Annotated in this window: 23 protein-coding genes, 2 tRNA genes, 1 other RNA gene and 1 pseudogene; 24 read left to right on the top strand and 3 right to left on the bottom strand. The window is 69.7% G+C overall.

Features of this window, described 5'->3' with window-relative positions:
- The first annotated feature begins 13 nt into the window (after positions 1-13).
- Positions 14-1,006, top strand: a complete 993-nt coding sequence (gene hemB / locus ACYVL2_RS16280) for a porphobilinogen synthase (protein WP_460545210.1) — start codon at positions 14-16, stop codon at positions 1,004-1,006.
- A 202-nt stretch (positions 1,007-1,208) separates the two neighbouring features.
- Here the strand turns inward: hemB and ACYVL2_RS16285 are convergent, their stop codons facing one another.
- Positions 1,209-2,273: a UDP-N-acetylmuramate dehydrogenase gene (locus ACYVL2_RS16285; protein ID WP_460545212.1), complete on the bottom strand. Its 1,065-nt coding sequence runs from the start codon at positions 2,271-2,273 to the stop codon at positions 1,209-1,211.
- A gap of 47 nt (positions 2,274-2,320) precedes the next feature.
- On the opposite strand from ACYVL2_RS16285, the gene ACYVL2_RS16290 reads away from it, so the two are divergent.
- The 8 genes and pseudogenes from ACYVL2_RS16290 to cutA all read left to right on the top strand — a co-directional run bounded on the left by ACYVL2_RS16290 (position 2,321) and on the right by cutA (position 12,074).
- Positions 2,321-3,061 carry a maleylpyruvate isomerase mycothiol-dependent enzyme family protein gene (locus ACYVL2_RS16290; RefSeq protein WP_460545214.1) on the top strand — a complete coding sequence of 247 codons (741 nt, stop codon included), beginning with the start codon at positions 2,321-2,323 and terminating at the stop codon, positions 3,059-3,061.
- Positions 3,062-3,316: 255 nt separating this feature from the next.
- Complete coding sequence (locus ACYVL2_RS16295; RefSeq protein WP_460545216.1) at positions 3,317-4,411, top strand: ABC transporter ATP-binding protein; 1,095 nt, start codon at positions 3,317-3,319, stop codon at positions 4,409-4,411.
- A 105-nt stretch (positions 4,412-4,516) separates the two neighbouring features.
- Positions 4,517-5,677, top strand: coding sequence for a radical SAM protein (gene amrS, locus ACYVL2_RS16300; protein WP_460545218.1), 1,161 nt, complete (start codon positions 4,517-4,519; stop codon positions 5,675-5,677).
- A gap of 33 nt (positions 5,678-5,710) precedes the next feature.
- Entirely contained in the window at positions 5,711-6,535 is an 825-nt protein-coding gene (gene amrB, locus ACYVL2_RS16305) for an AmmeMemoRadiSam system protein B (RefSeq protein ID WP_460545220.1), read from the top strand.
- Between the two features lie 62 nt (positions 6,536-6,597).
- Positions 6,598-8,106 carry a lysine--tRNA ligase gene (gene lysS / locus ACYVL2_RS16310; RefSeq protein WP_460545222.1) on the top strand — a complete coding sequence of 503 codons (1,509 nt, stop codon included), beginning with the start codon at positions 6,598-6,600 and terminating at the stop codon, positions 8,104-8,106.
- Positions 8,107-8,340: 234 nt separating this feature from the next.
- Positions 8,341-8,691, top strand: coding sequence for a histone-like nucleoid-structuring protein Lsr2 (locus ACYVL2_RS16315; RefSeq protein WP_460545224.1), 351 nt, complete (start codon positions 8,341-8,343; stop codon positions 8,689-8,691).
- Positions 8,692-9,014: 323 nt separating this feature from the next.
- Positions 9,015-11,525: pseudogene (locus ACYVL2_RS16320) on the top strand (ATP-dependent Clp protease ATP-binding subunit); the annotation flags it as partial.
- A 195-nt stretch (positions 11,526-11,720) separates the two neighbouring features.
- On the top strand, positions 11,721-12,074 hold the full coding sequence (gene cutA / locus ACYVL2_RS16325; protein WP_460545226.1) for a divalent-cation tolerance protein CutA: 354 nt from the start codon (positions 11,721-11,723) through the stop codon (positions 12,072-12,074).
- 6 nt (positions 12,075-12,080) lie between these two features.
- Here the strand turns inward: cutA and ACYVL2_RS16330 are convergent, their stop codons facing one another.
- On the bottom strand, positions 12,081-12,662 hold the full coding sequence (locus ACYVL2_RS16330) for a hypothetical protein (RefSeq protein WP_460545228.1): 582 nt from the start codon (positions 12,660-12,662) through the stop codon (positions 12,081-12,083).
- A 106-nt stretch (positions 12,663-12,768) separates the two neighbouring features.
- Here ACYVL2_RS16330 and ACYVL2_RS16335 point away from each other — a divergent pair, with 106 nt between their 5' ends.
- Positions 12,769-13,275, top strand: a complete 507-nt coding sequence (locus ACYVL2_RS16335) for a TetR/AcrR family transcriptional regulator (RefSeq protein WP_460545230.1) — start codon at positions 12,769-12,771, stop codon at positions 13,273-13,275.
- A 63-nt stretch (positions 13,276-13,338) separates the two neighbouring features.
- Here the strand turns inward: ACYVL2_RS16335 and ACYVL2_RS16340 are convergent.
- Positions 13,339-13,426 (bottom strand) — tRNA-Ser (locus ACYVL2_RS16340).
- Between the two features lie 116 nt (positions 13,427-13,542).
- Here ACYVL2_RS16340 and ffs point away from each other — a divergent pair.
- From ffs to ACYVL2_RS16410, 14 genes are all read left to right on the top strand, one after another.
- Positions 13,543-13,636: signal recognition particle sRNA small type (gene ffs / locus ACYVL2_RS16345), an RNA gene on the top strand.
- Positions 13,634-13,706: transfer RNA gene (locus ACYVL2_RS16350), tRNA-Thr, on the top strand. Before ffs ends, ACYVL2_RS16350 begins: the two co-directional genes overlap by 3 nt.
- Positions 13,707-13,949: 243 nt before the next feature.
- On the top strand, positions 13,950-14,333 hold the full coding sequence (locus ACYVL2_RS16355; RefSeq protein WP_460545232.1) for a group I truncated hemoglobin: 384 nt from the start codon (positions 13,950-13,952) through the stop codon (positions 14,331-14,333).
- A 2-nt stretch (positions 14,334-14,335) separates the two neighbouring features.
- Positions 14,336-15,445 (top strand): globin domain-containing protein, encoded by a 1,110-nt coding sequence (locus ACYVL2_RS16360; RefSeq protein ID WP_460545234.1) that lies wholly within the window; start codon positions 14,336-14,338, stop codon positions 15,443-15,445.
- A gap of 14 nt (positions 15,446-15,459) precedes the next feature.
- Complete coding sequence (locus tag ACYVL2_RS16365) at positions 15,460-16,053, top strand: DivIVA domain-containing protein (protein ID WP_460545236.1); 594 nt, start codon at positions 15,460-15,462, stop codon at positions 16,051-16,053.
- A gap of 163 nt (positions 16,054-16,216) precedes the next feature.
- Positions 16,217-18,091, top strand: a complete 1,875-nt coding sequence (locus ACYVL2_RS16370; protein WP_460545238.1) for a DNA polymerase III subunit gamma and tau — start codon at positions 16,217-16,219, stop codon at positions 18,089-18,091.
- Between the two features lie 64 nt (positions 18,092-18,155).
- Positions 18,156-18,497: a YbaB/EbfC family nucleoid-associated protein gene (locus ACYVL2_RS16375; RefSeq protein WP_460545241.1), complete on the top strand. Its 342-nt coding sequence runs from the start codon at positions 18,156-18,158 to the stop codon at positions 18,495-18,497.
- Positions 18,498-18,507: 10 nt separating this feature from the next.
- Positions 18,508-19,104, top strand: a complete 597-nt coding sequence (gene recR / locus ACYVL2_RS16380; protein WP_460545243.1) for a recombination mediator RecR — start codon at positions 18,508-18,510, stop codon at positions 19,102-19,104.
- A gap of 255 nt (positions 19,105-19,359) precedes the next feature.
- The gene (locus tag ACYVL2_RS16385) at positions 19,360-21,102 is read left to right on the top strand and encodes an ABC transporter substrate-binding protein (RefSeq protein ID WP_460545245.1); all 1,743 of its coding nucleotides are present in this window, start codon (positions 19,360-19,362) and stop codon (positions 21,100-21,102) included.
- A gap of 24 nt (positions 21,103-21,126) precedes the next feature.
- Positions 21,127-22,134 (top strand): ABC transporter permease, encoded by a 1,008-nt coding sequence (locus ACYVL2_RS16390; RefSeq protein ID WP_460545247.1) that lies wholly within the window; start codon positions 21,127-21,129, stop codon positions 22,132-22,134.
- Positions 22,131-23,093: an ABC transporter permease gene (locus ACYVL2_RS16395; protein ID WP_460545249.1), complete on the top strand. Its 963-nt coding sequence runs from the start codon at positions 22,131-22,133 to the stop codon at positions 23,091-23,093. The genes ACYVL2_RS16390 and ACYVL2_RS16395 overlap by 4 nt, the downstream gene beginning before the upstream one ends.
- Positions 23,093-24,046: an ABC transporter ATP-binding protein gene (locus ACYVL2_RS16400; RefSeq protein WP_460545251.1), complete on the top strand. Its 954-nt coding sequence runs from the start codon at positions 23,093-23,095 to the stop codon at positions 24,044-24,046. Before ACYVL2_RS16395 ends, ACYVL2_RS16400 begins: the two co-directional genes overlap by 1 nt.
- A complete protein-coding gene (locus ACYVL2_RS16405; protein WP_460545253.1) occupies positions 24,043-25,059 on the top strand; it encodes an ABC transporter ATP-binding protein in 1,017 nt (338 codons plus the stop codon). The genes ACYVL2_RS16400 and ACYVL2_RS16405 overlap by 4 nt, the downstream gene beginning before the upstream one ends.
- Positions 25,060-25,161: 102 nt before the next feature.
- Positions 25,162-25,920: a YqjF family protein gene (locus ACYVL2_RS16410; RefSeq protein ID WP_460545255.1), complete on the top strand. Its 759-nt coding sequence runs from the start codon at positions 25,162-25,164 to the stop codon at positions 25,918-25,920.
- Positions 25,921-26,191 lie beyond the last annotated feature (271 nt).

Genomic DNA, 26,191 nt, shown 5'->3' on the forward strand with positions numbered 1-26,191 from the left:
TGGAGAGGCCGCAGTGAAGCGCACCGCCGAGCCCGAGTTCCCGACGAGGCGCCCCCGCCGGCTGCGCCGCACTGCGGCCCTGCGCCGCCTGGTCGCCGAGACGCGCGTCCACCCCTCCGACCTGGTCCTGCCGCTGTTCGTCAAGGAGGACCTCAACGAGCCGCGGCCGATCGCGTCGATGCCGGGGGTGTACCAGCACACGCTCGCCTCGGCCGCGAAACTCGCCGTCGAGGCCCAGCGCGCCGGCATCGGCGGCCTGATGCCCTTCGGCATCCCCGCCCGGCGCGACGCGACCGGTACGGCCGCGACCGACCCCGACGGCATCCTCAACGCCACCGTCCGGGCCCTCCGCGAGGAGGTCCACGACGACCTGGTCCTCATCCCTGACCTGTGCCTCGACGAGTTCACCGACCACGGCCACTGCGGCCTGCTGGCCGACGACGGCTCGGTCGACAACGACGCCACGCTCGAACGCTACGGCGAGATGGGCCTCCGCCTGGCCGAAGCCGGCGCCGACCTGCTCGGCGCCTCGGGGATGATGGACGGCCAGATCGGCTACGTCCGCGCCGCCCTCGACGCGGCCGGGCACACCGACACCGGACTGCTGGCCTACGCCGCCAAGTACTCCAGCGCCTTCTACGGGCCCTTCCGCGACGCGGTCGAATCGCGGCTGCAAGGCGACCGCCGCACCTACCAGCAGGACCCGGCCAACGCCGTCGAGGCCCTCCGGGAGATCGACCTCGACATCGCCGAAGGGGCCGACATCGTCATGGTCAAACCGGCGCTGCCCTATCTGGACATCGTCGCCGCCGCGGCGGAACGCTCCCCGGTCCCGGTGGCCGCCTACCACATCAGCGGCGAATACGCCCAGATAGCGGCCGCGGCCGAACGCGGCTGGATCGACAAGGACGCCGCCGTCCTCGAAAGCCTGACCTCGATCAAACGAGCCGGAGCCGGCGTCATCGCCACCTACGCCGCGCTCGACGCGGCCCGTCTGCTGAACTGACCGATACCGTCCAGACCCGGCGACACTCCGCACCGTTCCCGCGCTCGTGGCCGACCTGCTGTCCTCGAGGCGCCCCTCGCGGTCTCGGTCGGCGGCTACCGTGCCGACCTGGCCGACTTCCGCGACGCGCTGCTCGAGCGGCTGCCGCCGGTGATCGCCATGATCGTACTGACCACCTATATATCCTATAGGATATAGGGTCTCAATCCAGGCGGGCCCCGACCAGCACCGGTTCGGGACGCAGCCGCACCCCGAACTCCGCCTCCACCGTGTCGGCCACCTCCATCGCCAGCGCCAGCAGCTCCGCGGTCGTCGCACCGCCCCGGTTCGTCAACGCCAAGGCGTGCTTGGTCGACAGGCCCACGTTGCCCCGCCGGTAGCCCTTCTCGAAACCGGCCGCACCGATCAGCCACGCCGCCGACACCTTCACGTCATCGCCGACCGGCCAGTGCGGGGCCTGGCCGCCGACCCGCTCGCTCAAATCCTTGAACGCCCCGGCGCTCACCACCGGGTTGGTGAAGAACGAACCGGCGCTCCACGTGTCGTGGTCGGCCTCGTCGAGCACCATGCCCTTGCCGCGCCGCAGCTCCAGCACCGCCTCCCGCGCCTCGGCCAGCGGCACCCGGTCGCCCACCTCGACCCCCAGGCGCCTGGCCAACTCCGCGTACGCCACCGGCCGCGACAACCCGTCCCCGGCCAGCCGGAAGTCGACGCTCAGCACCACGTACCGACGGTTGCGCTTGAAGACGCTGCTGCGATAGGCGAAACCGCACTCGGCCGGCGCCCGGTCGACGATCCGGTCCAGGTCCCGGTCCCACACCCGCACCGACACGATCGTCTGCGCCACCTCCTGGCCGTAGGCGCCCACATTCTGAATCGGCGTGGCCCCCGCCGAACCGGGAATGCCGCTGAGGCACTCCACGCCGCTGCGGCCCTGCTCGACCGTCCACGCCACGAACTCGTCCCACCCCTGAGCGGCCTCGACCCGGAACACGTCCTCGCCGACCTGCTCGATGCCGCCGCCGCGCAACAGCACCACCGTGCCGTCGAACCCCGCGTCGCCGATGACGACGTTGCTGCCCCCGGCGAGCACCAGCGTCGGGCCCCGCTCCTCGCGCAGCGCCTCGACGGCCGCTTCGGCGCAGGTCGCCTCCACCAGACGCCGCGCCGGCCCGCCGAGCCGCAGCGTCGTGTACGGCGCGAGCGTCACCTCGTCGACCGGACCCGGCGCGCTCGCTCCGCGGGGCCGTGGGCTGGCGTCTGTCACGCCGCAAAGCCTAAGCTGTAGCAAGGCATCGAGGAACGGCGGTCACCATGTCTAAGCCACGGATCACGGACTACCTGACCGAGTTGAAGAAAGAGGCCGGCGGCCTGCGCGAGCTCATCGACGAGCCCGTGCTCGATCGCCTGGTGCCCTCCCGCCCCGACACGGCCGTCGCCGAGGTCCTCACCGAGCTGGTGAGGCTCTACCGCTGGACGGTCGCGGCGCTCGCCGCCGAGGCCGGCGCCCAGGACGTCCCCGAGCCGGACCCGGTCGACCCGGGCGAAGGACCGGTCCTGGAAGCCTTCGACGCGGCCCTCGGCCAAGCGGTCGACGCCCTGGAGTCCCATCCGGGCGAGTCGCCGGCCTGGACGTGGGCGCCGGTGGAGCACCGCGCCGAGTTCTGGCACCGCCGCGTCACCGTCGCCACCGGCCTGGCCCGCTGGGACGTGCAGATGGCCGTCGGCGCGACCGTCCCGATCCCGGCGGCGCTGGCCGCGGACACGATCTCGGAGGTCTTCGAGGCCCATCTGCCGGCCGGCCGGCGCCGGGGCGGCCACGACGCGGTCGGCCTGGCGCAGCTGTTCGCCCAGGACGCCGACGCGACGTGGTTCGTGCGGCTGCGGGACGGCTGCGTGGCCCTGCTCGACCATCCGGACCACCGGACGCGGCTGCAGGCCCGGGCGGCCGGTTCGGCCTCGGACATCGCCTTGGCGCTGTGGGGGCGGCTGCCGTTCGGGATCTGCGAGGCGGTCGGCGACGAGTCGCTGCTGCAGGCCCTGCGCGTCGAGTGACCGCGCCGCCGCCGGTGCGGCTGGTAACGGTTCCATATAGTTTTCCCGAAAAACCGGACAAATGCTCCCGCCCGACTTGGCAAAGGCATTCAGCAACCGTTACGCTCACCACACGCGACGCAGCGGCAACGTGTGCGTGGCGGGCAAGCCGCAGCATCGGGCCGCGCTCCGCGGGGTCCTCTACTGCAGCCTGTACACATATTCGCCTTTTACAACGGATCGTCTGGCACGTACCTGCCAGTGAAAGGACCTCACATGGCCACAGTGACCTATCAGGATGCCACGCGCATCTACCCGGGCTCGGACGAGCCCGCCGTCGACAGACTCAACCTCGAGATCCAGGACGGCGAGTTCCTCGTCCTCGTGGGCCCCTCCGGTTGCGGCAAGTCCACCTCGCTTCGCATGCTCGCCGGTCTCGAGGAGATCGACGAAGGCTCGGTCTACATCAACGAGACCGACGTCTCCAACCTCCCGCCGAAGTCCCGCGACATCGCGATGGTCTTCCAGAACTACGCGCTCTACCCGCACATGAGCGTCTTCGACAACATGGCGTTCGCCCTCAAGCTGCGCCGCATGCCGAAGTCGGAGATCAAGCAGCGCGTGGACCAGGCGGCCAAGCTCCTGGACCTGACCGACTACCTCGGCCGCAAGCCCAAGGCCCTCTCCGGTGGCCAGCGGCAGCGTGTCGCCATGGGCCGCGCCATCGTGCGCGAGCCGCAGGTGTTCCTCATGGACGAGCCGCTGTCGAACCTCGACGCCAAGCTGCGCGTGCAGACCCGCTCCCAGATCGCCTCCCTCCAGAAGCGCCTGGGCATCACCACCGTCTACGTCACCCACGACCAGGTCGAGGCCATGACGATGGGCCACCGCATCGCGGTGCTCAAGGACGGCCTGCTGCAGCAGTGCGACACCCCGCGGGTGCTCTACGAGACCCCCGGCAACGTGTTCGTCGCCGGCTTCATCGGCTCCCCGGCGATGAACCTCAAGACCGTCCCGCTCACCGAGGGCGGCGCCCTGTTCGGCGATGTCACGCTGCCGCTGCCGCGCGAGGTGCGCGACGCGGCCGCGACCGACGGCGCCGGCCAGGAAGTCACCATCGGCATCCGGCCCGAGCACTGCAAGATCGGCACCGACGGCTCCGGCGGCATCCCGATCGAGGTCGACCTCGTCGAGGAGCTGGGCGCCGAGGCCTACGTGTACGGCCACGCGACCTACAACGGCTCCTCGGAGCGGTTCGTGGTCCGCAGCGAGGGCCGGAACGTGCCGCGCCTGGCCGAGACGGTGCACGTGGTGCCCGAACCGGGCCACGAGCACGTCTTCCACGCCACCACCGGCAACCGCCTGAACTGACGACAGGTTCGAACCGGACCGCGCGGCGCCCTTCCCCTGGGGCGCCGCGCGGTCCGCGTCTTCGCCCCGCGTCGCCGACCGCTTCGATGGCGCTACGGTTGGGGTATGGCCGCCATCACCACCCGCGGCGGGATCGGGGAGTCGCGCGCGGGCTCCGCGAGGCCGCGCGTCGAGGGCGCCGACGAGTTCACCGTCGGCACCCGGCACCACCGCGCCCTCGATGACGGCCGCATCGAATGCACCGTCTGCCCGCGCGCGTGCCGGCTGCGCGAGGGCCAGCGGGGCCTGTGCTTCGTCCGGGCCCGCTCCGGCGACCAGGTCGTCCTGACCTCCTACGGGCGCTCCTCGGGCTTCTGCGTCGATCCGATCGAGAAGAAGCCGCTCAACCACTTCCTGCCGGGCACGCCGGTGCTGTCGTTCGGCACCGCCGGATGCAACCTGGCCTGCCGGTTCTGCCAGAACTGGGACATCTCCAAGTCCCGCGAGATCGACACCCTCGCCTCCGAGGCCGCCCCCGAATCGCTCGCGCGGGCCGCGCGGGAGCTGGGCTGCGAGTCGATCGCCTTCACCTACAACGATCCGACGATCTTCCTCGAATACGCCGCCGACTGCGCAGAGGCGGCCCGCGAGCTGGGCCTCAAGGCCGTCGCCGTCTCGGCCGGCTACATCAACCCCGAGGCCCGCTCCGAGCTGTACGCCCACATGGACGCGGCCAACATCGACCTCAAGGCCTTCAGCGAGGACTTCTACGAGAAGATCACCTTCTCCTCGCTCTCGAAAGTCCTCGACACCCTCCTCTACCTGGTCCACGAGACCGAGGTGTGGACCGAGATCACCACGCTGCTCATCCCCGGCCACAACGACTCCGACGCCGAGATCGAGGCCGAGTGCGCCTGGATCGCCGAGCACCTGGGCCCGGACGTGCCGCTGCACTTCACGGCCTTCCACCCCGACTACAAGATGCGCGACGTCCCGCCCACGCCTCCGGCGACGCTGCGACGCGCCCGCCGGATCGCACGCCGGGCGGGACTGCGGTACGTCTACACCGGCAACGTCCACGACAGCGCCGGCCAGACCACGCACTGCCCGAGCTGTGACAAACCTCTCGTAGTGCGCGACTGGTACCGCATCGACCGATATGAGCTGTCAGATTCCGGACAATGCACGTTCTGCGGTACCCCGATTCCCGGGGTATACGACGGACCGGCCGGAGACTGGGGACCGAGACGGCAACCGATCCGGCTGGCCGCGCCGTCACACAAGTAACAGGAACCGACACACGCGAGAGACGACCACATCATGCCCTCGACGAAATCAGACACCGTCAGGCCGCCGGCCGTCGCCGGTCGCTTCTACACCGCCGACCCGACCCGGCTCCGCAGCCACATCACCGGCCTCCTCGACGCCGTCGAGACCCATACCGAGCCGCTCGAGGCCGCCTACATCGTCCCGCACGCCGGCTACCGCTTCTCCGGGCCCGTCGCCGCCGAGGTCTACGCCCGGCTGGCCGCCCACCGCGACCGCATCCGACGCGTCGTCCTGGTCGGGCCCTCCCACTACCACCCGCTGCGCGGCCACGCCGCCGCGCCCTACACCGCCTGGGAGACGCCCCTGGGCCGCGTCAAGGCCGCCGCCACCCAAGTGGTCGGCTCCTCGCTCCTGCCGCACGCCCGCGAGCACGCGCTCGAAGTCCAGCTGCCGTTCCTGCAGGTCGCCCTCGGCGACGAGGTCGAAGTCACCGCCGTGGCCGCCGGCATGAGCCAGACGCCCGATACCGCCAAGATCATCGCCGCGCTCGTCGAAGAGGCCGGCGACGGCACCGTCCTGCTCTGCTCCACCGACCTGTCGCACTACCACGACCAGGAGACCGCCACCCGCATGGACACCGCCACCGCCGAGGCGATCCGGGCCCTGCGGCCGCGCGAGATCTCCACCAACCACGCCTGCGGCGTCTTCGCCCTCCGCGGCACCGTCGCCTGGGCCGACGCCACCGGCCGCAGGCCCCGCCAGCTGGCCCGCGCCACCTCCGCCGACGCGACCGGCCAGACCGAACGCGTCGTCGGCTACGCCGCCTTCGCCGTCGAATCACCGCGACCGGGCCCCGACCGGCAGCCGGGCCTGTGACGGGCCACAGCGCCGGGAAACTCAGATGAGTCCGGCCCGAACCGACCTCTACCCTGGAGCACGTGACCGAGCACCAGCAGCAGCACCACGACACCGGCGACGACCTCCCCGAGCAGATGAAGATCCGCCGCGACAAGCGCGCCGAACTCATCGCCTCGGGCACCGAGCCGTACCCGCTCGGCTACCCGCGCACCCACACCCTCGCCCAGCTGCGTGAGCGCTTCGCCGACCTCGAAGCCGGCGAATCCTCCGGCGTCACCGCCGCCACCACCGGCCGCGTCATCTTCCTGCGCGAGGCCGGCAAGCTCTGCTTCGCCCGCCTCCGCGACGGCGACGGCACCGAATTCCAGGTCATGGTCTCCCAAGGCAAGGTCGGCGCCGAAGCGCTCACCGCATGGAAGCGCCTGGTCGACATCGGCGACCACCTCGGCGTCACCGGCGAAGTCGTCACCTCCAAACGCGGCGAACTGTCGGTCATGGCCGACTCCTACGCCATCACCGCCAAGGCCCTGCGCCCCCTCCCGGTCGCCCACAAACCGCTCGCCGAAGAGACCCGCGTCCGCCAGCGCTACGTCGACCTCATCGTCCGCCCCGAGGCCCGCGCCAACGCCCGCAACCGCGCCGCCGTCGTCCGCGCCCTGCGCGAGCGCCTCCACCAGCGCGACTTCATCGAAGTCGAGACCCCGATGATGCAGGTCCAACCCGGCGGCGCCACCGCCCGGCCGTTCGTGACGCACATGAACGCCTACGACATCGACCTGTACATGCGCATCGCCCCCGAGTTGTATTTGAAACGGTGCGTAGTCGGCGGCATCGACCGCGTATTCGAGATCAACCGGAACTTCCGCAACGAGGGAGCCGATTCCTCGCATTCGCCGGAGTTCGCGATGCTCGAGGCCTATCAGGCCTACGGCGACTACCGCACCGTCGCCGAGTTGACCAAATCGCTCATTCAAGGCGCCGCCGAGTCGGCCTTCGGCTCGACCACCGTCCGACTCGCCGACGGATCCGCCTACGACCTGGGCGGCGATTGGAACGAGATCACCCTCTACGGCGCCCTTTCCGACGCACTCGGAGAGAACGTGACCGCCGCCACCGGCCTCGACCGCTTGCGCGCATACGCCGACAAAGTCGAGCTCGGAGTCGACCCCATGTGGGGCCCCGGGAAACTCGCTGAGGAATTGTTCGAGCACCTGGTCTCGGGCGACCTCCACGAGCCCACCTTCGTCTACGACTTCCCCGAGGACACCTCTCCGCTCACCCGCGGTCACCGCTCCGAAGCGGGACTGGCCGAGAAATGGGATCTCTACGTCCGCGGCTTCGAACTGGCCACCGGCTATTCCGAGCTCATCGACCCGGTCGTCCAGCGTGAACGGCTCGAAGCGCAGGCCGCCCTGGCCGCCAGGGGCGACGACGAGGCCATGAGCGTCGACGAGGACTTCCTGCGCGCCATGGAATACGGAATGCCGCCGCTGTGCGGCATGGGCATGGGAATCGACCGGTTGCTTATGGCGCTCACCGGACTCGGTATCCGAGAGACCATCCTCTTCCCGCTGGTGAAACCGGAATAAAGAAATGGACCGCGACTCGCCTCGGCGTCCGGCGGTCCCTTTCGACGCCCCCGCGCCCGCGGCGCCAATTCACGCGCGCCAAGCGCGGCCGAAGACGCGAATTCGGAACCGTTCGCCCCTGTCCAATCCGATACCGAGACCCTCTTTCGCTTCTCTAAGGGACTCGTATATGCTCTGGCAATAACAGCGGTAGCCGGTGAGCGTTCAGTCGCTTCTCATCGAGAGGAATTTGCCATGGCGAAGAAGACACAGGTCATCCTGATCGACGACATCGACGGCGGCAAGGCTGAGGAGACCGTCAAATTCGCTATCGACGGGCAGGCCTACGAGATCGACCTTTCGGCGAGCCACGCCAATGAACTGCGCGAGTCTTTGGCGAAATTCCAGGAGCACGGCACCCGACTCGGCCGCTACTCGGTCGGCGTCGCCCGCCCGGCCCGCGGCACCTCGACCCGCCGCCAGGCGGTCGACCGTGAACAGAACAAGGCGATTCGCGAGTGGGCAGAGCGCAACGGCAAGAAGGTCTCGCCCCGCGGACGCATTCCGCAGAGCATCGTCGAGGAATACAACGCCGCCCACAGCTAGCGGCCTCGATCCGCCAGCCGCCCGCGACCGGAGTCCCGGCCGCGGGCGTTTGCGTTCCCCCCGCCGCCGGGTACGACCAGACCGCGTCATGTCATACCCGCGGGGCACTATTGGACCCGGGAAGTGGGGGGCCACGGCACCGGAGGCGGCATTGCGCTCACAGCGAACGTCTTTTCGTCGGGAATGCACCACCGGGCACGCTTGTTGTCACCCACGTGGCACCCGCCGTCGGCGGACTCGGGAGATAAGGTGTACCCACAGGGTTATATAAGCCACGACCAGTATTGACGACAAGAAGCGGCGGACGCGAGGAGCAGAAGCGCATGTTTGAACGGTTTACCGACCGTGCCCGACGCGTGGTCGTCCTGGCCCAAGAAGAGGCCAGGATGCTCAACCACAACTACATCGGCACGGAACACATCCTGCTCGGCCTCATCCACGAGGGCGAGGGCGTGGCGGCGAAGGCCCTGGAGAGCCTCGGCATCTCCCTCGAAGGCGTCCGTCAGCAGGTTGAAGAGATCATCGGCCAGGGCCAGCAGGCCCCCTCCGGGCACATCCCCTTCACCCCCCGGGCGAAGAAGGTGCTCGAGCTCAGCCTGCGCGAAGCCCTGCAGCTCGGACACAACTACATTGGGACCGAACACATCCTCCTTGGCCTGATCCGCGAGGGCGAGGGCGTGGCCGCGCAGGTGCTCATCAAGCTCGGCGCCGACCTCAACCGCGTCCGCCAGCAGGTGCTGCAGCTGCTCTCCGGCTACCAGGGCAAGGAGCCGGCCGGCGCCACCGCCGGCGGCACCACCGCCGAGTCGCAGCAGTCCGGCTCGCTCGTGTTGGACCAGTTCGGCCGCAACCTGACCCAGGCCGCCCGCGACGGCAAGCTCGACCCCGTCATCGGGCGCCAGCGCGAGATCGAACGCGTCATGCAGGTCCTGTCCCGCCGCACCAAGAACAACCCGGTGCTCATCGGCGAACCCGGCGTCGGCAAGACCGCCGCCGTCGAGGGCCTGGCGCAGGCGATCACCAAGGGCGAGGTCCCCGAGACGCTCAAGGAGAAGCAGCTCTACACCCTCGACCTGGGCGCGCTCGTGGCCGGCTCCCGCTACCGCGGCGACTTCGAAGAGCGCCTGAAGAAGGTCCTCAAGGAGATCAAGACCCGCGGCGACATCATCCTGTTCATCGACGAGATCCACACCCTCGTCGGTGCCGGGGCCGCCGAAGGCGCGATCGACGCCGCCAGCATCCTCAAGCCGATGCTCGCCCGCGGCGAACTGCAGACCATCGGCGCGACCACGCTCGACGAGTACCGCAAGTACCTGGAGAAGGACGCCGCGCTCGAGCGCCGCTTCCAGCCCATCCAGGTCGCCGAGCCGAGCCTGTCGCACACCATCGAGATCCTCAAGGGCCTGCGCGACCGCTACGAGGCCCACCACCGCGTCTCGATCACCGACGGCGCGCTCGTCCAGGCGGCGACCCTGGCCGACCGCTACATCTCCGACCGGTTCCTGCCGGACAAGGCCATCGACCTCATCGACGAGGCCGGCGCCCGCATGCGCATCCGCCGCATGACCGCGCCGCCGGACCTGCGCGAGATCGACGAGGAGATCGCCGAGACCCGCCGCCAGAAGGAGTCGGCGATCGACTCCCAGGACTTCGAGGCCGCCGCGCGACTGCGCGACGCCGAGAAGCGCCTCCACGAGAAGCGCACCAAGCGCGAACAGGAGTGGAAGGCCGGCGACCTCGACCAGGTCACCGAAGTCGACGAGGAGATGATCTCCGAAGTCCTCGCGAACTGGACCGGCATCCCGGTCTACAAGCTCAGCGAGGAGGAGACCAGCCGCCTGCTGCGCATGGAGGACGAGCTCCACAAGCGCATCGTCGGCCAGCGGGACGCGGTCAAGGCCGTCAGCCAGGCCATCCGCCGCACCCGCGCCGGACTCAAGGACCCCAAGCGCCCGTCGGGCTCGTTCATCTTCGCCGGACCCTCCGGCGTCGGCAAGACCGAGCTGGCCAAGGCCCTCGCGGAGTTCCTGTTCGGCTCCGAGGACTCGCTCATCCAGCTCGACATGTCCGAGTTCCACGACCGGTACACCGTCTCGCGACTGGTCGGCGCCCCTCCGGGGTACGTCGGCTACGACGAGGGCGGCCAGCTCACCGAGAAGGTCCGCAGGAAGCCGTTCAGCGTGGTCCTGTTCGACGAGATCGAAAAGGCCCACCCGGACGTGTTCAACACGCTCCTGCAGATCCTCGAGGACGGACGCCTCACCGACGGCCAGGGCCGCATCGTCGACTTCAAGAACACGGTGCTCATCCTGACCACGAACCTCGGTTCCAGGGACGTCGGCAAGGCCGTCACGCTCGGCTTCCAGGCCGGCGACGAGTCCGAGAACGACTACCAGCGGATGAAGGACAAGGTCTCCGACGAACTGAAGAACCACTTCAGGCCGGAGTTCCTCAACCGCATCGACGACACCATCGTGTTCCCGAAGCTCTCCGAGCCCGAGATCGTCGAGATCGTCGACCTGATGACCAAGCGCATCGAGGACCAGCTCGCCAACCGCGACATGGCCCTCGAGCTGACCGACAACGCCAAGCGCTACCTCGGCCACAAGGGCTACGACCCCGTGCTGGGCGCGCGGCCGCTGCGCCGCACCATCCAGCGCGAGATCGAGGACACGCTCTCGGAGAAGATCCTGTTCAACGAGTTCGTGGCCGGCCAGATCATCCTCGTCGACGTCGAGGGCGAACCGACCGACATCGAGAACGCCCACCTGACCTTCCGCGGCGCCGAGAAGCCCGAGGGGATCCCCGACACGCCGCCGACCGCGCTGGCCGGCGAGCGGGCCCCCAAGAGCCCGGGGGCCGGAGGCGGCACGATGCCGCCGAAGAGCCCGGGCACCGGGCCGCGGGGCGGCATGGCCGGCGAGGGCGGCGCCTGAGCGTCGCGCGAGCCATAAGCGAATGACCTCTACGGGGCGGGACCTGGCGGTTCCGCCCCGCAGTGGTTTCGGCACCGATCGAGAGGAGGCGGCATGTCCGAGGAGGCGGTCAATCCCGAGCCGATCTGCGAGCTGGTGGTCACCGGTCCGCGTTCGAGCGCGATGCAGCGGATGGTGGAGACGCTCATCGGCGAGCGCCTGGTCGCCTGCGGCCAGCGGACCGACTGGGTCCAGTCGACGTTCACCTGGAACGGCGAGCTGGAGCACCAGCCGGAGGAGCGCGTCAGGCTCCACACCCGCACGTCGCTGGTGCCGACGATCGTCGAGCGGGTCGACGAGCTGCACCCGTACGAGGTGCCGTGCGTGATCGCGATGCCGATCGTGGCCGCCGGCCCGGCCTATCACCGCTGGGTGATCACCGAGACGGTCGCGCCGACCGGGGCCTGAACGGCCTCAGGCCCGGCGCGGGGCCACGGTCGGCCACAGGCCGGCCGCGAGCCAGACCAGGGCGATCGCCAGCAGGGCGAGCGCGGCTTGCAGGGCCGCTTCGGGCACGAAGGCGCGCAGCCCGACGGGGACGGCGGCGACGGCGTACAGCGCCAGCGCGGGCCGCGGGGCGGTGCCGGTGCGCCACAGCCCCGCCGCGTAGGCGACGGTGGCGAGCACGAACAGGACCGAGGCGGCGGTGAGGGCGGCGCCGAGCGGCCCGGCGATGAGCGCTTCGATCTGCGCCGGCTCGAGGTAGGCGAACACGAGGTTGATGACGAATTCGACGCCGACCAGCGCGGTGAGCGCGACGAGGTTGGCGACCAGGGCGGCGGTGAGGAAGCGCCCGCCGGTGCCGCGAGCGGCGATGTAGAGCCCGATGACGAGCCCGATCGCGAAGGTCTGCGCCAGCGGGGCGACCAGTTGGGTGAGCGCGGTGGTCGGGAGCAGGTCGGCGCGTTTGGCGGCGTTGACCAGGATGATCGCGGCGCTGAGCCACCCGGCGATGGCGGTCAGGCGCAGTTCGCGGCCGATGACGACGTCGTTCACGGAAACCTCCGGAGGAGTGGAATAACAACTGTTATGTGCATAACGATTGTTATGCTCGTAGGGTTCGCAGTCAAGGACCCGATCGAATCGAGACCAGGAGTCGACCGTGCCGTCACCTACCGTCGCCCAGCAGCTCCTCGCCGGCGGCCGCGACCTCATCGGCCGTGAAGGCGCCGCGGACCTGTCGGTGCGGCGCCTGGTCGAGGCCGCCGGCCGCTCCACGATGTGCGTCTACACCCACTTCGGCAACCGCCGTCGCCTGCTGGCCGAGATCTACCGCTCCTGCCGTGACGACCTGCTCGCCGGCCTGCGCGCGGCCCGCACCGCCCCCGAACTGGAGGGCCGCTACCGCGACTACGCCGCCGCCAATCCGCGCCACTTCCAGTACCTCTTCACCGCCGACCTGGACCATCTCGGGCTCGACCCGGCGCTGCGGCTCGGCCTCATCGAAGCGGTCGCCGACCTCGTGGCCGACCGCGCGGGCCTGTCCGACCGCGGCGAGGCGATCGAGGTGTGGCTGCGCGTCCACGGCCGCGCCTGGCTCGAGACCGTCCAGCGCCTCGCCGGCGAACCGGCCCGGTTCGACACCGCATCGAGCGATCCGGGCTCGTGAACGGCCGCGGACACGACAACGCCGGAGCCCGCTCAGCGGTGCTCCGGCGTTCCCGTATGTCAGTGGCGGAGGATAGGGGATTCGAACCCCTGAGGGCGTTAACCCAACCCGCTTTCCAAGCGAGCGCACTAGGCCACTATGCGAATCCTCCGCCGGGAAGCTTACCCGACGCCGTTCCGCAGCGGCCACAGGGTGAGCGGCCGTGACCTCGACGACCCGACCCCGTCGCCCGCCTTGGTGGGGCCCGCTCGGTGAGGTACGCTATTGGCCGTCCCTCACGCGGCGTCATCTTGTGAACCTCCCCAGGGCCGGAAGGCAGCAAGGATAAGCGGGCTCTGGCGGGTGCGTGGGGGGCCCAGCCGCCTTAGCTCAGTCGGCAGAGCGATTCACTCGTAATGAATAGGTCGTCGGTTCGATTCCGACAGGCGGCTCCGCCAGGCCCCGGTCCACCCGGGGTCTTTTTTCATGCCCGCTCCACCACGCCCCGCCGGGCACGCGGCGTGGCCGAACCGGCACGAGTCGGCCCCGCGCGACGCCTCCGCGTGGTCGGTTCCCCACCATCTGCGCACTTTCCTGTGAACCACCTTGGAACATGACGCTCACTATGGACTTGGGTCGGTCCGGTCGGTAACATCTGGCCACGAACGATCCATCATCATTGAGGACGACCCATTATGAAAACCGCAGAAGAGACCCCAATGTCGGCATATGACCGCATCGGCGGCGCTCCCGCCGTCACCGAAGCGGTCGACCGCTTCTACCAACGACTCCTGGCCGACGACGAACTCTCCGGCTTCTTCACCGACACCGACCTGCCCCGGCTCAAACGCCACCAGGTCGCCCTCATCTCCCAAGTCCTCGACGGCCCCAAAGCCTACGAAGGCCGCGAACTCGCCGAAGCCCACCGCGGCATGGACATCACCCCCGGCCAGTACAAGGCCGTCGGCGCACACCTCATCGCCGTCCTCGAAGAACTCGACCTACCCGCCGACATCATCGAATCCGTGAACGGCGTCCTCCAGTCCGTCGCCCCCGACATCATCGAGAACAACGCCTGACCATGGTCAACGCTGACCGGCTGAAGAAGAACTGGAGCCTGGTGGCCTCGCACGGCGACCAGGTCCCGCTGTACTTCTACTCCACGCTGTTCCTCACCCACCCCGAAACCCGCGACATGTTCCCCATGAACATGGCCGCGCAGCGCGACAAGCTCGTCACCGCACTCGGAACAGTGGTCAGCAACGTCGACACCATCGACCGCGTCGTCCCCCACCTCCAGCAGCTCGGCCGCGACCACCGCAAATTCGGCGCCCTGCGCGACCACTACCCGGCCGTCGGCCAAGCCCTCCTGGCCACACTCGAACACTTCAGCGGCCCCCACTGGACGCCCGCTATCGCCTCCGACTGGGCCGCGGCCTACGACCTCGTCGCCGCCACCATGGCCGACGCCGCCGACGAAGCCACCCCCCACACCCCCGCCTGGTGGGACGCCGACGTCGTCGCCCACGACCGCCGCGACCTCGAGACCGCCGTCATCACCCTCGCCACCCGCTCCCGCCTCGACTACCTCCCCGGCCAGTCGCTCACCCTCTGCACCGAACTGCGCCCGCGCGTGTGGCGCCACTACACGCCCGCCAACGCGCCCCGCCGCGACGGCACCATCGACCTCCACGTCCGCGCCGTCGACGGCGGCGAAGTCTCCACCGCCCTCGTCGGCGCCCTCCGCCCCGGCGACCAGGTCCGCCTCGGCCCCGCCGTCGGCACCGGACTCACCCTTCGCGACACCGGCCCGCGCCCCGCCCTCATGCTCGCCGGCGGCACCGGCCTGGCCCCCATGAAGGCCCTCATCGAGCACATCGCCGCCGCTCCCCGCCCCGTGACCCTCTACTGGGGCTCCCGCAGCGCCAGCGCCCTCTACGACCTCGACGACATGCGCGTCCTCGAGACCAAGTACGACTGGCTCGAATGCACGCCCTGCGCCGACGAAGACCTCTTCGGCCGCGGCGTCCGCATCGGCGCCCCAGCCGAACTCGCCATCGCCGACGGGCGCTGCGCCGGCGCCGAAATCTACCTGTGCGGCCCCACCGGCATGGTCGAGGCCAGCCACAGGCTCCTGGTCGGCGCCGGCGTCCGGGCGAGCGCGATCCACTACGAGTCCTTGGGTGAGTGAAGGGACGTTCGACGATGTACAGCTACCGATCCTCCGGCACGAAAGTGACGGTCGGCCAGATCAACAACGCCAGATTCTCCATGACCAGCCGGACCCGCCGCGGCTACCAGCCCGACGAGGTCCACCGGTTCCTGTCCCTGGTCGCCGACGAACTGGCCGCCCGCGACCAGCGCGAAGCCACCCTGCGCGCCGACGCCGACAAACTCAAAGAAGCGCTCCGCAACTGGCAGTCCCAGCAGGCCAGCAAGCGCCTCCAGCAGACCGCCGAGACCCCCACCTCCAGCGCCGTCAACCTCGTCTCCCAAGCCCAGCAGCAGGCCGAAAGCTACATCACCCAGGCCCAGCACTACTCCCGCCAGATCATCGGCCAGGCCCGCACCCAGGCGGCCGAGCTCATGCAGCGCACCCAGGAGCGCGCCCGCGTTGAAGCCGACCGGGCCGTCGACGAGTACCGCCGCCAGCACGGCGGCGACCACGAAGCCGAAGAGCGCATCCGGCAGCTGGTGCGCGCCCGCAGCTTCCTCGAAGCGGTCGAGGTCGCCGAAGAGCAGCTGCGCATGACCCGCGAACGCCTCGAAGCCGAGGTGCGGAAACTCGCCGCCGACTAGCACATGCCGTCTTGGAAGACGGTGAACAGCGCGGCGGTCGAGCCCGGCCGGGACGTGTCCGGACGCGCCGCCCGGCCAGGCCGGGCCCGCACTGTCGGCCCGAGGCCGTATCGTGGCTCCAGAACCGCCAGCACCGGGCACTCGGACGAGTCGGGAGGACGACGTGGCACTCGCGCTGTACCGCAAATACCGCCCCCAGACCTTCGCCGAAGTCGTCGGCCAAGAACACGTCACCGAACCGCTCATCAACGCCATCCGCGGCGACCGCCTCGCCCACGCCTACCTGTTCTCCGGCCCCCGCGGCTGCGGCAAGACCTCCTCGGCCCGCATCCTGGCCCGCTCCCTCAACTGCGCCGCCGGCCCCACCCCCCAGCCGTGCGGTGAATGCGGCTCCTGCCGGGCGCTGGCGACCGGCGGGCACGGGTCGGTCGACGTCATCGAGATCGACGCGGCCAGTCACGGCGGCGTCGACGACGCCCGCGAACTGCGTGAGCGCGCCGTGTTCGCGCCGGTGGAGTCGCGGTTCAAGATCTACATCATCGACGAGGCCCACATGGTCACCGCGCAGGGTTTCAACGCCCTGCTCAAACTGGTGGAGGAGCCGCCGGACTACGTCCTGTTCATCTTCGCGACCACCGAGCCGGACAAGGTGCTGCCGACCATCCGCTCGCGCACGCACCACTACCCGTTCCGGCTCGTGCCGCCGCCGGCGATGCGCGACTTGTGCCAGCGTCTGAGCGAGGCCGAGGGCGCCCGCGTCGCCGACGACGTCTACCCGCTGGTCGTCCGCGCCGGCGGCGGTTCGGTGCGGGACACGCTGTCGGTGCTCGACCAGCTCATCGCCGGCGCCGGCGACGAGGGGGTCACCTATGAGCGGGCCGCGGCCCTGCTGGGGGTGACCGACGCCGGGCTGCTCGACGAGATGTGCGAGGCGTTCGCCGCGGCCGACGGCGCCGGGGTCATGGAGGTGGTCGAACGCGTCGTCGAAGGCGGCCACGATCCGCGCCGCTTCGCCGGGGACCTGCTCGAGCGCCTGCGCGACCTCATCGTCATCAACCAGGTCCCGGACGCGGCCTCGAGCGGCCTCATCGACGCCCCGGCCGACCAGCTGTCGCGGATGACCAGCCAGGCCACCCGCATGGGCACCTCGACGCTGACGCGCATGGCCGAGGTCGTCGCCGCGGGCCTGGCCGGGATGCGCGGCGCGACCGCGCCGCGGCTGCTGCTCGAGCTGGCGTGCGTGCGCGCGATCCTGCCGGGCGCCGACGAGTCCATCGCCGGACTGCTGCAGCGCTTGGAGACGCTGGAGCAGCGCGCCTCGGCCGCGCCGGTCGTGCCCGCCGTGCCCGCCACGCGAGCCGCCGAGCCGCCCGCCGCTGCTCAGCCGTCACCGGCCCGGCCCGCTCAGGCGAGTGTGCCGAAGCCGGCGGCGCCGCCCGAACCGGCCGCCGCCGAACCCGCCTCCGCCGCCGAACCCGAACCAGCTGAGGCATCCCCACCCGGCGAGCCTCCCCGGGCCGCCGCCGAACCGGAACCGGCCGCCGCCTCGGGCGGCGGCGTGAGCGCCGCTTCGATCCGCCGCCAGTGGGACCGGATCATGATGGCGATGAAGGACCGCCGCAAGACCACCGCGGCGCTGCTGTCCGAGGCCACCGTCGCCGACGCGAGCGACGGCGAGGTCGTGCTGGCGTTCAAGCACGCCTTCCACGCCGGCGCCCTGCAGAAGGAACCGGCCTACAGCACCGTCGTCGCAGTGTTCGGCGAGGTCCTCGGCGGCACCTGGAAGGTCCGCTGCGAAGTGGGGGAGGCCTCGCAGCTCCCAAAAGCGGCCCCGCCCCCGGCGCCGCGGGCGGCCTCTGACTCGAGCGGCCCGCCCGCCGCGCCCGCGCCGCAGCGCGACCGGCGCTCCCGGGCCGAGGCCCCCGGCGAGACCGACGAGCCGTCGGCCGACGACCCGGTCGCGCCCGGCACGTTCGGCACCAGCGAAGAGCAGGCCGTCCAGCTGCTCGCCAACGCCTTCGGAGCGAAGCAGATATAGCACCGGCGGCCTACTAGGCTGGGACGTACCCAAGGAGACCAGCACCGATCAAGGAGTGATGGACATGATCCCCGGTGGCGGAGACATGCAGAAACTGCTGCAGCAGGCCCAGCAGATGCAGGCCGACTACATGCAGGCGCAGCAAGAGCTGCAGGAAGCCGAGGTGACCGCCTCTGCCGGCGGCGGCCTGGTCAGCGCGACCGTCACCGGCGACGGTGAACTCAAGGGCGTCAAGATCGACCCCAAGGCCGTCGATCCCGACGACGTCGAGACCCTCGAAGACCTCGTCCTGGCGGCCGTGCAGGCCGCCACCGAAGACGCCAAGCGGATGGCCGCCGAGAAGATGGGCCCGCTCGGCGACGCCCTCGGCGGACTCGGCGGAGGCCTCGGCCTCGGCGGCATGTAGGGGAGCCGACTTGTACGACGGCGCATTGGGCGACCTGATCGAGGAGCTGGGGCAACTGCCGGGCATCGGCCCGAAGAGCGCCCAGCGCCTCGCCTTCCACCTGCTCGCCGCCGACGGCGCCGAAGTGGAGCGGCTCACCTCGGCGCTGCACCGGGTCAAGGCCCAGGTGCGGTTCTGCGAGATCTGCGGCAACGTGTCCGAATCGGAGCAGTGCGGCATCTGCCGCGACCAGCGCCGCAGCGACGAACTGATCTGCGTGGTCGAAGAACCCAAGGACGTCGTCGCGATCGAGCGGACCGGCGAGTTCCGCGGCCGCTACCACGTCCTCGGCGGCGCCATCAACCCGCTCGAAGGCATCGGCCCCGACGACCTGCGCATCCGCTCGCTCATGACCCGGCTGCAGAGCGGCGACACCAAAGAGCTCATCCTCGCCACCGACCCGAACACCGAAGGCGAGGCCACCGCCACCTACCTGGCGATGCTCGTCAAACCCATGGGGTTCAAAGTCACCCGGCTCGCCAGCGGCCTCCCGGTCGGCGGCGATCTCGAATACGCCGACGAAGTCACCCTCGGCCGGGCCTTCTCCGGCCGCCGCGACATCGACTGAACCTCCACCGACCGCGACGCCTCGACGCCGCCCGGGCGAGTGCGCGGGCGGCGTCCGCGTACCCGGCCCATGAGCGGCCCGCACCCGGATCCCTTGCCCCGCAACAACGCCCGCCGTCCGTCCCGGTTGCGCACCATAGGTAACAATCGTTGCCGAAACGATCACGGTTGTATAACGCTTAACAGTGGTGTAACTCACCGTGCCCTACGCTGTCTGGTACCTCCGAAAACCCAACGAATGACGGGTGAACAACCTATGCGCACGTCTCGACCCACCCTCCCCAGACGCGCCCTCGGCGCCACCGCCGCCGCGGCCGTCGCACTCGGCCTCCTCGCCGCATGCGGCGGCGAAGGCGACACCGACCAGGACGCCCAGTCCGCCGAAGACTTCGACTTCTCCTGCCCCGAAAGAGAAGACACCGAGCGCGCACCCGACCAGGACGCCAACGAGAACACCCCCTTCGTCTTCGGCACCCCCGGCAACCCCTCGTCCCTCGACCCCGTCTTCGCCTCCGACGGCGAAACCTTCCGCGTCACCCGCCAGGTCTTCGACACCCTCCTCGACCACGACTGCACCGACATCGTCCCCGGCCTCGCCGAAAGCTGGGAACAGAACCCCGAAGGCACCGAATGGACCTTCCACCTCCGTGAAGGCGTCACCTTCCACGACGGCACCCCCCTCGACGCCGCCGCCGTCTGCGCCAACTTCGACCGCTGGAACAACTTCACCGGCGCCTACCAGTCGCAGAACTTCACGTACTACTACACCAAGTTCTTCAACGGCTTCGCCGAGAACGACCCCGACATGGGCATCGAGGCCGACACCAACTACGCCGGCTGCGAAGCCGACGGCCTCACCGCCACCATCAAGATCCACCAGTACACCGCCAACTTCCCCGGCGCGTTCTCCATGGCCACCACCGCCATCGTCAGCCCCGGCTCCCTCGCGCAGATCACCGACGACGAAATCCAAAGCGCCGACGACGCACTCCCCGAATACACCCAGACCGCCGACGTCCTCGCCGGCACCGGCCCCTACCGACTGGCCGAATGGGACCACAGCGAACAGGCCATCACCCTCGAGCGATTCGACGACTACTGGGGCGAGACCGCCAAGGTCAAAACCCTGATCTTCCGCACCATCTCCGACGAGACCGCCCGCCGCCAGGCCCTCGAAGCCGGCGACATCCACGGCTACGACCTCGTCGCCCCCGCCGACGTCAACCCCCTGACCGACGCCGGATTCCAAGTCCCCGTCCGCGGCGTCTTCAACATCCTCTACATGGCCTACAACCAGACCTACCCCGAACTCGCCGACCACACCGTCCGCGAAGCACTCTCACACGCCGTCGACCGCCAACGCATCGTCGACTCCGTCCTCCCGCCCGGCGGCACCGTCGCCACCCAATTCATGCCCCCCAGCCTCGAAGGACACTCCGACGACGTCACCACCTACGACTACGACCCCGAGCGGGCCGAAGAACTCCTCGCCGAAGCCGGCCAAGAAGACCTCACCCTCGAGTTCTGCTACCCGACCGACGTCACCCGCCCCTACATGCCCGCACCCAAGGACATCTTCGACATCATCGCCGCCGACCTCGAAACCGCCGGCGTCACCGTCGAAGCCACACCCATCACCTGGGTCGAATACATCCCCGCCACCCGCAGCGGCGAATGCCCCCTCTACCTGCTCGGCTGGACCGGCGACTTCAACGAGGCCTACAACTTCCTCGGCACCTGGTTCTCCACCGAAACCACCGAATGGGGCTTCGACAACCCCGACATCTTCAACGGACTCGCCGAAGCCGCCGCCGAACCCGACCCCGACACCCGCACCCAGCACTGGACCGAACTCAACGAACTGATCATGGAGGAACTCCCCGGCCTGCCGATCTCCCACTCACCGCCCTCGATCGCCTTCGCCCCCGAGATCTACCCCATGGACGTCTCCCCGCTCACGCAGGAAGACTTCTCACAGCTGTACTTCGCCGCGGCATAGACACCGACGAGTAGATAGCAGAACATGCTGCGCTATACGGTCAGACGCCTCCTGCAGCTGGCGGTGGCGTTGTCGGGACTCACCCTGCTGCTGTTCGCATGGTTCAAAGCCCTCCCGGGCGGACCAGAGAACCGCATGCTCCCCGACGACGCCACCGACCAGCAGCGGGAGGCGCTGCGACAAGCCCTCGGACTCGACGAGCCCATCTGGGTCCAATACAGCGAATTCCTCGCACGCATCACCCGCCTCGACTTCGGCTCCAGCCTCTCCAGCGGACGACCCATCACCACCGAACTCGCCGACCGCCTCCCCGCCACGATCGAACTCTCCCTGTTCGCCATCGCCATCGCCATCGGCATCGGCATCCCCCTGGGCTACCTCGCCGCCCGCAAACGCGGCACCTGGCTCGACTTCGCCGCCGTCTCAGGATCACTCCTGGGCATCTGCACCCCCGTCTTCTTCCTCGCCGCGATGCTCAAAGTCCTCCTCGCCCAGAACCTCGGCCTCTTCCCCACCTTCGGAAGACTCTCCTCAGGCCTCCAATACACCGACATCACCGGACTGCGCATCCTCGACGGACTCATCACCGGCGAACTCAACGTCGCCGCCGACGCCTTCATGCACCTCGTCCTCCCCGCCCTCGCCCTCTCCTCCATCCCGCTCGCCGTCATCACCCGCATCACCCGCGCCAGCGTCCTCGAAGTCCTCGACGAAGACTACGTCCGCACCGCCGACGCCAAAGGCCTCCGACAACGCACCATCCGCGGACGACACATCATGAAGAACGCCATGCTCCCCGTCGTCACCGTCATCGGCCTCCTCCTCGGCAGCCTCTTCGCCGGCGCCGTCCTCACCGAAAGCGTCTTCTCCTTCGGCGGCGTCGGCTCCTTCGTCTACCAGGCCACCACCGAACGCGACTACCCCGCCCTCATGGGATTCATCCTCATCATCGCCGTGTCCTTCGTCGTCCTCAACCTCATCGTCGACCTCTCCTACGGCCTCCTCGACCCGAGAGTGAGAGTGCGCAAGTGACACCCGCCAAAATCGAGAAACTCGACCGGCTCATCGAAGCCACCGCCGAAGCCCGAGCCGCCCAATCCGGATCACTCTGGCGCCAATCCCTGCGCCGCATGAAACGATCCCCCATGGCCATCAGCGGCGCGGCGATCGTCGCGCTGTTCTTCCTCGTCGCCGTCCTCGGACCCTTCATCGCCCCCCACGACCCCACCGCCCAGACCTGGGGCGACGAAGTCTTCCTCAACCGCAACGTCTTCCCCGGACCCCGCGCCGAGAACTGGTTCGGACTCGACCACCTCGGCCGCGACATGTTCTCCCGCATGATCGTCGGCGCCCGCCAGACCATGCTCGTCGGCGTCGTCGCCACCCTCATCGGCTTCGCCGCCGGCGCCCTCGTCGGCGGCATCGCCGCCGCCTCCGGCACCTTCGGCGGCCGCTGGGGCGAACGCGTCGAAGCGGTCATCATGCGCACCGTCGACATCGCGCTGGCGATCCCGATGCTGCTTTTGGCGCTGAGCGTCGCCGCGCTGCTGGGGCCGAGCCTGACGACGGTGATGGTCGCCGTCGGGGTCGCGCAGATCCCGATCTTCGCCAGGCTCCTGCGCGGCTCGATGCTGGCGCAGGCGCACTCCGACTACGTGCTCGCAGCGATCTCCCTCGGCGTCCCCAAGGCCCGCATCGTCATCTCGCACATCTTCCCCAACTCGCTGGGGCCGGTGATCGTGCAGGCGACGCTGGTGCTGGCGACGGCGATCATCGAGGCCGCGGCCCTGTCCTATCTGGGCCTGGGCAACCCCGATCCCGGCAACCCGGAGTGGGGCACCATGCTCGCCGACGCGCAGCGGTTCCTGTCCGGGGCACCGCAGCTGGCGATCTACCCGGCCGTCGGCATCATCGTCACCGCGCTCGGATTCACCCTGCTCGGTGAGGCCATGCGCGAATCGCTCGACCCGAGGCTGAGGAGGCAGCAGTAGTGGCACTGCTTGAAGTGGAGGACCTGCGGGTCGCCTTCGGAGCGTCCACGGCCGTGGACGGGGTCGACTTCCGCGTCGACGAAGGACAGGTGGTCGGCCTGGTCGGGGAGTCCGGCTGCGGCAAGTCGGTCACGAGCCTGGCGATCATGGGCCTGCTGCCCAGGCGCGGCGCCGCGGTCTCCGGCAGCGCGCGCTTCGACGGCGTCGACCTGCTGGGCCTGCCGCGCTCGGAGCTGCGCCGCCGCCGCGGCCCCGACCTGGCGATGGTGTTCCAGGACCCGCTTTCGAGCCTGAACCCGGTCGTGCCGATCGGCAGGCAGATCACCGAGGTCCTCGAACGGCACCGGGGCCTGCGCGGGGCGGCCGCCAGGAGCGAGGCCGCGCACCTGCTCGACCGCGTCGGCATCCCCGATCCGGCTCGGAGACTGGGGGAGTACCCGCACCAGCTCTCCGGCGGGATGCGGCAGCGAGTCCTCATCGCGATCGCCGTGGCCTGCGCGCCGCGGCTCCTCATCGCCGACGAGCCGACCACGGCCCTCGACGTCACCATCCAGGCCCAGATCCTGGAGCTGCTCAAGGACCTGGTCGACACCGAAGGCACCGCGCTGCTGATGATCACCCACGACCTCGGCGTCGTCGCGGGCCTGTGCGACGAGGTGAACGTCCTGTACTCGGGCCGGGTGGTGGAGTCGGCGCCGGCCGCGGACCTGTTCGCCCGGCCCACCCACCCGTACACCGTCGGCCTGCTCAACTCGATTCCGCGCCTCGACCTGCCGATGCACGAGCCGCTCAAACCGATCCGGGGATCGATCGTGGACGTGATCCGCTGGAACGACGGCTGCGCGTTCGCTCCGCGCTGCGACCGGGTCGCCGAGGCCTGCGTCGACGGCGACCCGCCGCTGGTGGGGGCGGCGCACGCGCACCGCTGCGTGAGGGCCGAGGAGCTCGCATGACCGCCGAGACGACCACCGAACCGAACCGGAGCGACGACGCGATGAACCTGCTGGAAGTCGACGACCTGAAAGTCCACTTCCCGATCCGGAGGGGCGTCGTCGTCGAACGCACGGTCGGCCACGTGCGGGCCGTGGACGGAGTGAGCCTGAGCGTGGGCTCCGGTGAGACGTACGGACTGGTCGGCGAGTCCGGCTGCGGCAAGACGACCCTCGGCAGGGCCGTGCTGCGCATCGAAGAACCGACCGCCGGGCGCGTGACCCTGGGCGATACCGAGGTGACGGCGCTGCGGCCGGAGGCGCTGCGCCGCTTCCGGTCGCGGATGCAGATGGTGTTCCAGGACCCGCTCGGATCGCTCAACCCGCGGCACAACGTCGAGATGCTGCTGGCCGAACCGCTCAAAGTCCATGGCGTCGGCAGTCGCGAGGAGCGGCGCCGACTCGCCGAGGAGACCCTGGACGCGGTCGGGCTGCCTTCGGCGGTGCTCGAGCGCTACCCGCACGAGTTCTCCGGCGGGCAGCGCCAGCGCCTGGGCATCGCGCGGGCGCTGATGCTGCGCCCGGACCTGATCGTGTGCGACGAACCGGTGAGCGCGCTCGACGTGTCGATCCAGGCGCAGGTGATGAACCTCCTGGAGGAGTTGCAGGACGAGTTCGGTCTCACCTATCTGGTGATCGCCCACGACCTGGCGGTGGTCCGCCATCTGTCGGACCGGGTCGGGGTGATGTATCTCGGCTCCATCGTCGAGGAGGCCGATTCGGAGGCGATCTACGAGAACCCGCGCCACCCGTACACGAAGGCGCTGCTGTCGGCGGTGCCGCAACCGGACCCGGCGGTGGAGGCGACGCGCGAGCGCATCATCCTCAAAGGCGACCTGCCGTCACCGGCCGACCCGCCGTCGGGCTGCCGGTTCCGGACGAGGTGCCCATGGGCGCAGGACATCTGCGCCGACCAGACCCCGGTCTGGAGGGAGGTCGGGGACGGGCACCGTGTGGCCTGCCATTTCGATCTTTGATCGACGAAGCAGCATGCCCGGCGGCGCCGCTGCCATGCCTCCCTTTCCCGACCCGATGCGAGTGCCGCCCAGCCTGCGCGGATTCGGGCCTATGCTGGGGAGATGTTCCCGAGCCCGCATCCGGAGCCGGTGGACCCCGATGGGCCCGAGCCGATCGCCAGGCCGCTGCTCACCCAGTCATGGCTCGACCTGACCTTCGTGCACTGGGCGGTGACTCCCGAACAAGTGACCGGTCTGCTTCCGGCCGGGACCGTGCCCGACACGCACGACGGTGCCACGTACGTCGGCCTGGTCGCCTTCCGCATGCACCGCACCGGATGGCTCCGACTGCCCGCGATCCCATACCTGGGAACCTTTCCCGAGACCAACGTCCGCATCTACACGGTGGACGAGCACGGTCGCCGCGGCGTGGCCTTCCGTTCGCTCGACGCCTCCCGTCTGCCGGCCGTACTGGCGGCACGCGCCGGGTTCAGGCTGCCGTACGCGTGGTCCCGCATGGCCGTTCGCTCGGCGGGCGACAGCATCACATACACGAGTGTGCGGCGCTGGCCGGGACCCCGCGGCGCACACAGTCGCATAACCGTGCAGATCGGTGAACGGCTCGAGGAACCGAGCGGACTCGAACACTTCCTCACTGCCCGCTGGGGCATGCACCACGACCGCTTCGGCCGTCCGATGTACCTGCCCAACAGCCACCCGCGTTGGCCGCTGCACCGAGCCCGCCTGACCGAGTGCGACGAGACACTTGTGGCCGCGGCTGGGCTGCCAGGGCCGTTGGGTGACCTGGTGAGCGTGCTCTACTCACCCGGAGTGCGGGTCCGCTTCGGCCGCCCTCTCCGATTGAGCGCCCGAAGCGACTGACCGGACTCGGCCCCGCGTGCGTCGGGGTTCTGCTCGGGATGGCGGGTGGTGGGGGTGGCGCGGGCTCGTTGGTGGCGACCACGAGGGAGCAGGCGGGGTGGTGCTGGTTGTCGTCTCTCGGATGGTGCATGGCTCCGGTACTTTGGCGGCGATGACAAGGTAGGTGCGTGGTCAGGTCGTGTCTTCGGGTTGCGGGTTGGTGGATGGCGCGGGTGGTTTGGCGGCGATGACGAGGTGGGAGGTGGGGCGGGGTCGGTGTTCGTCTCTCGGT

This window comes from Glycomyces halotolerans (assembly GCF_054779575.1).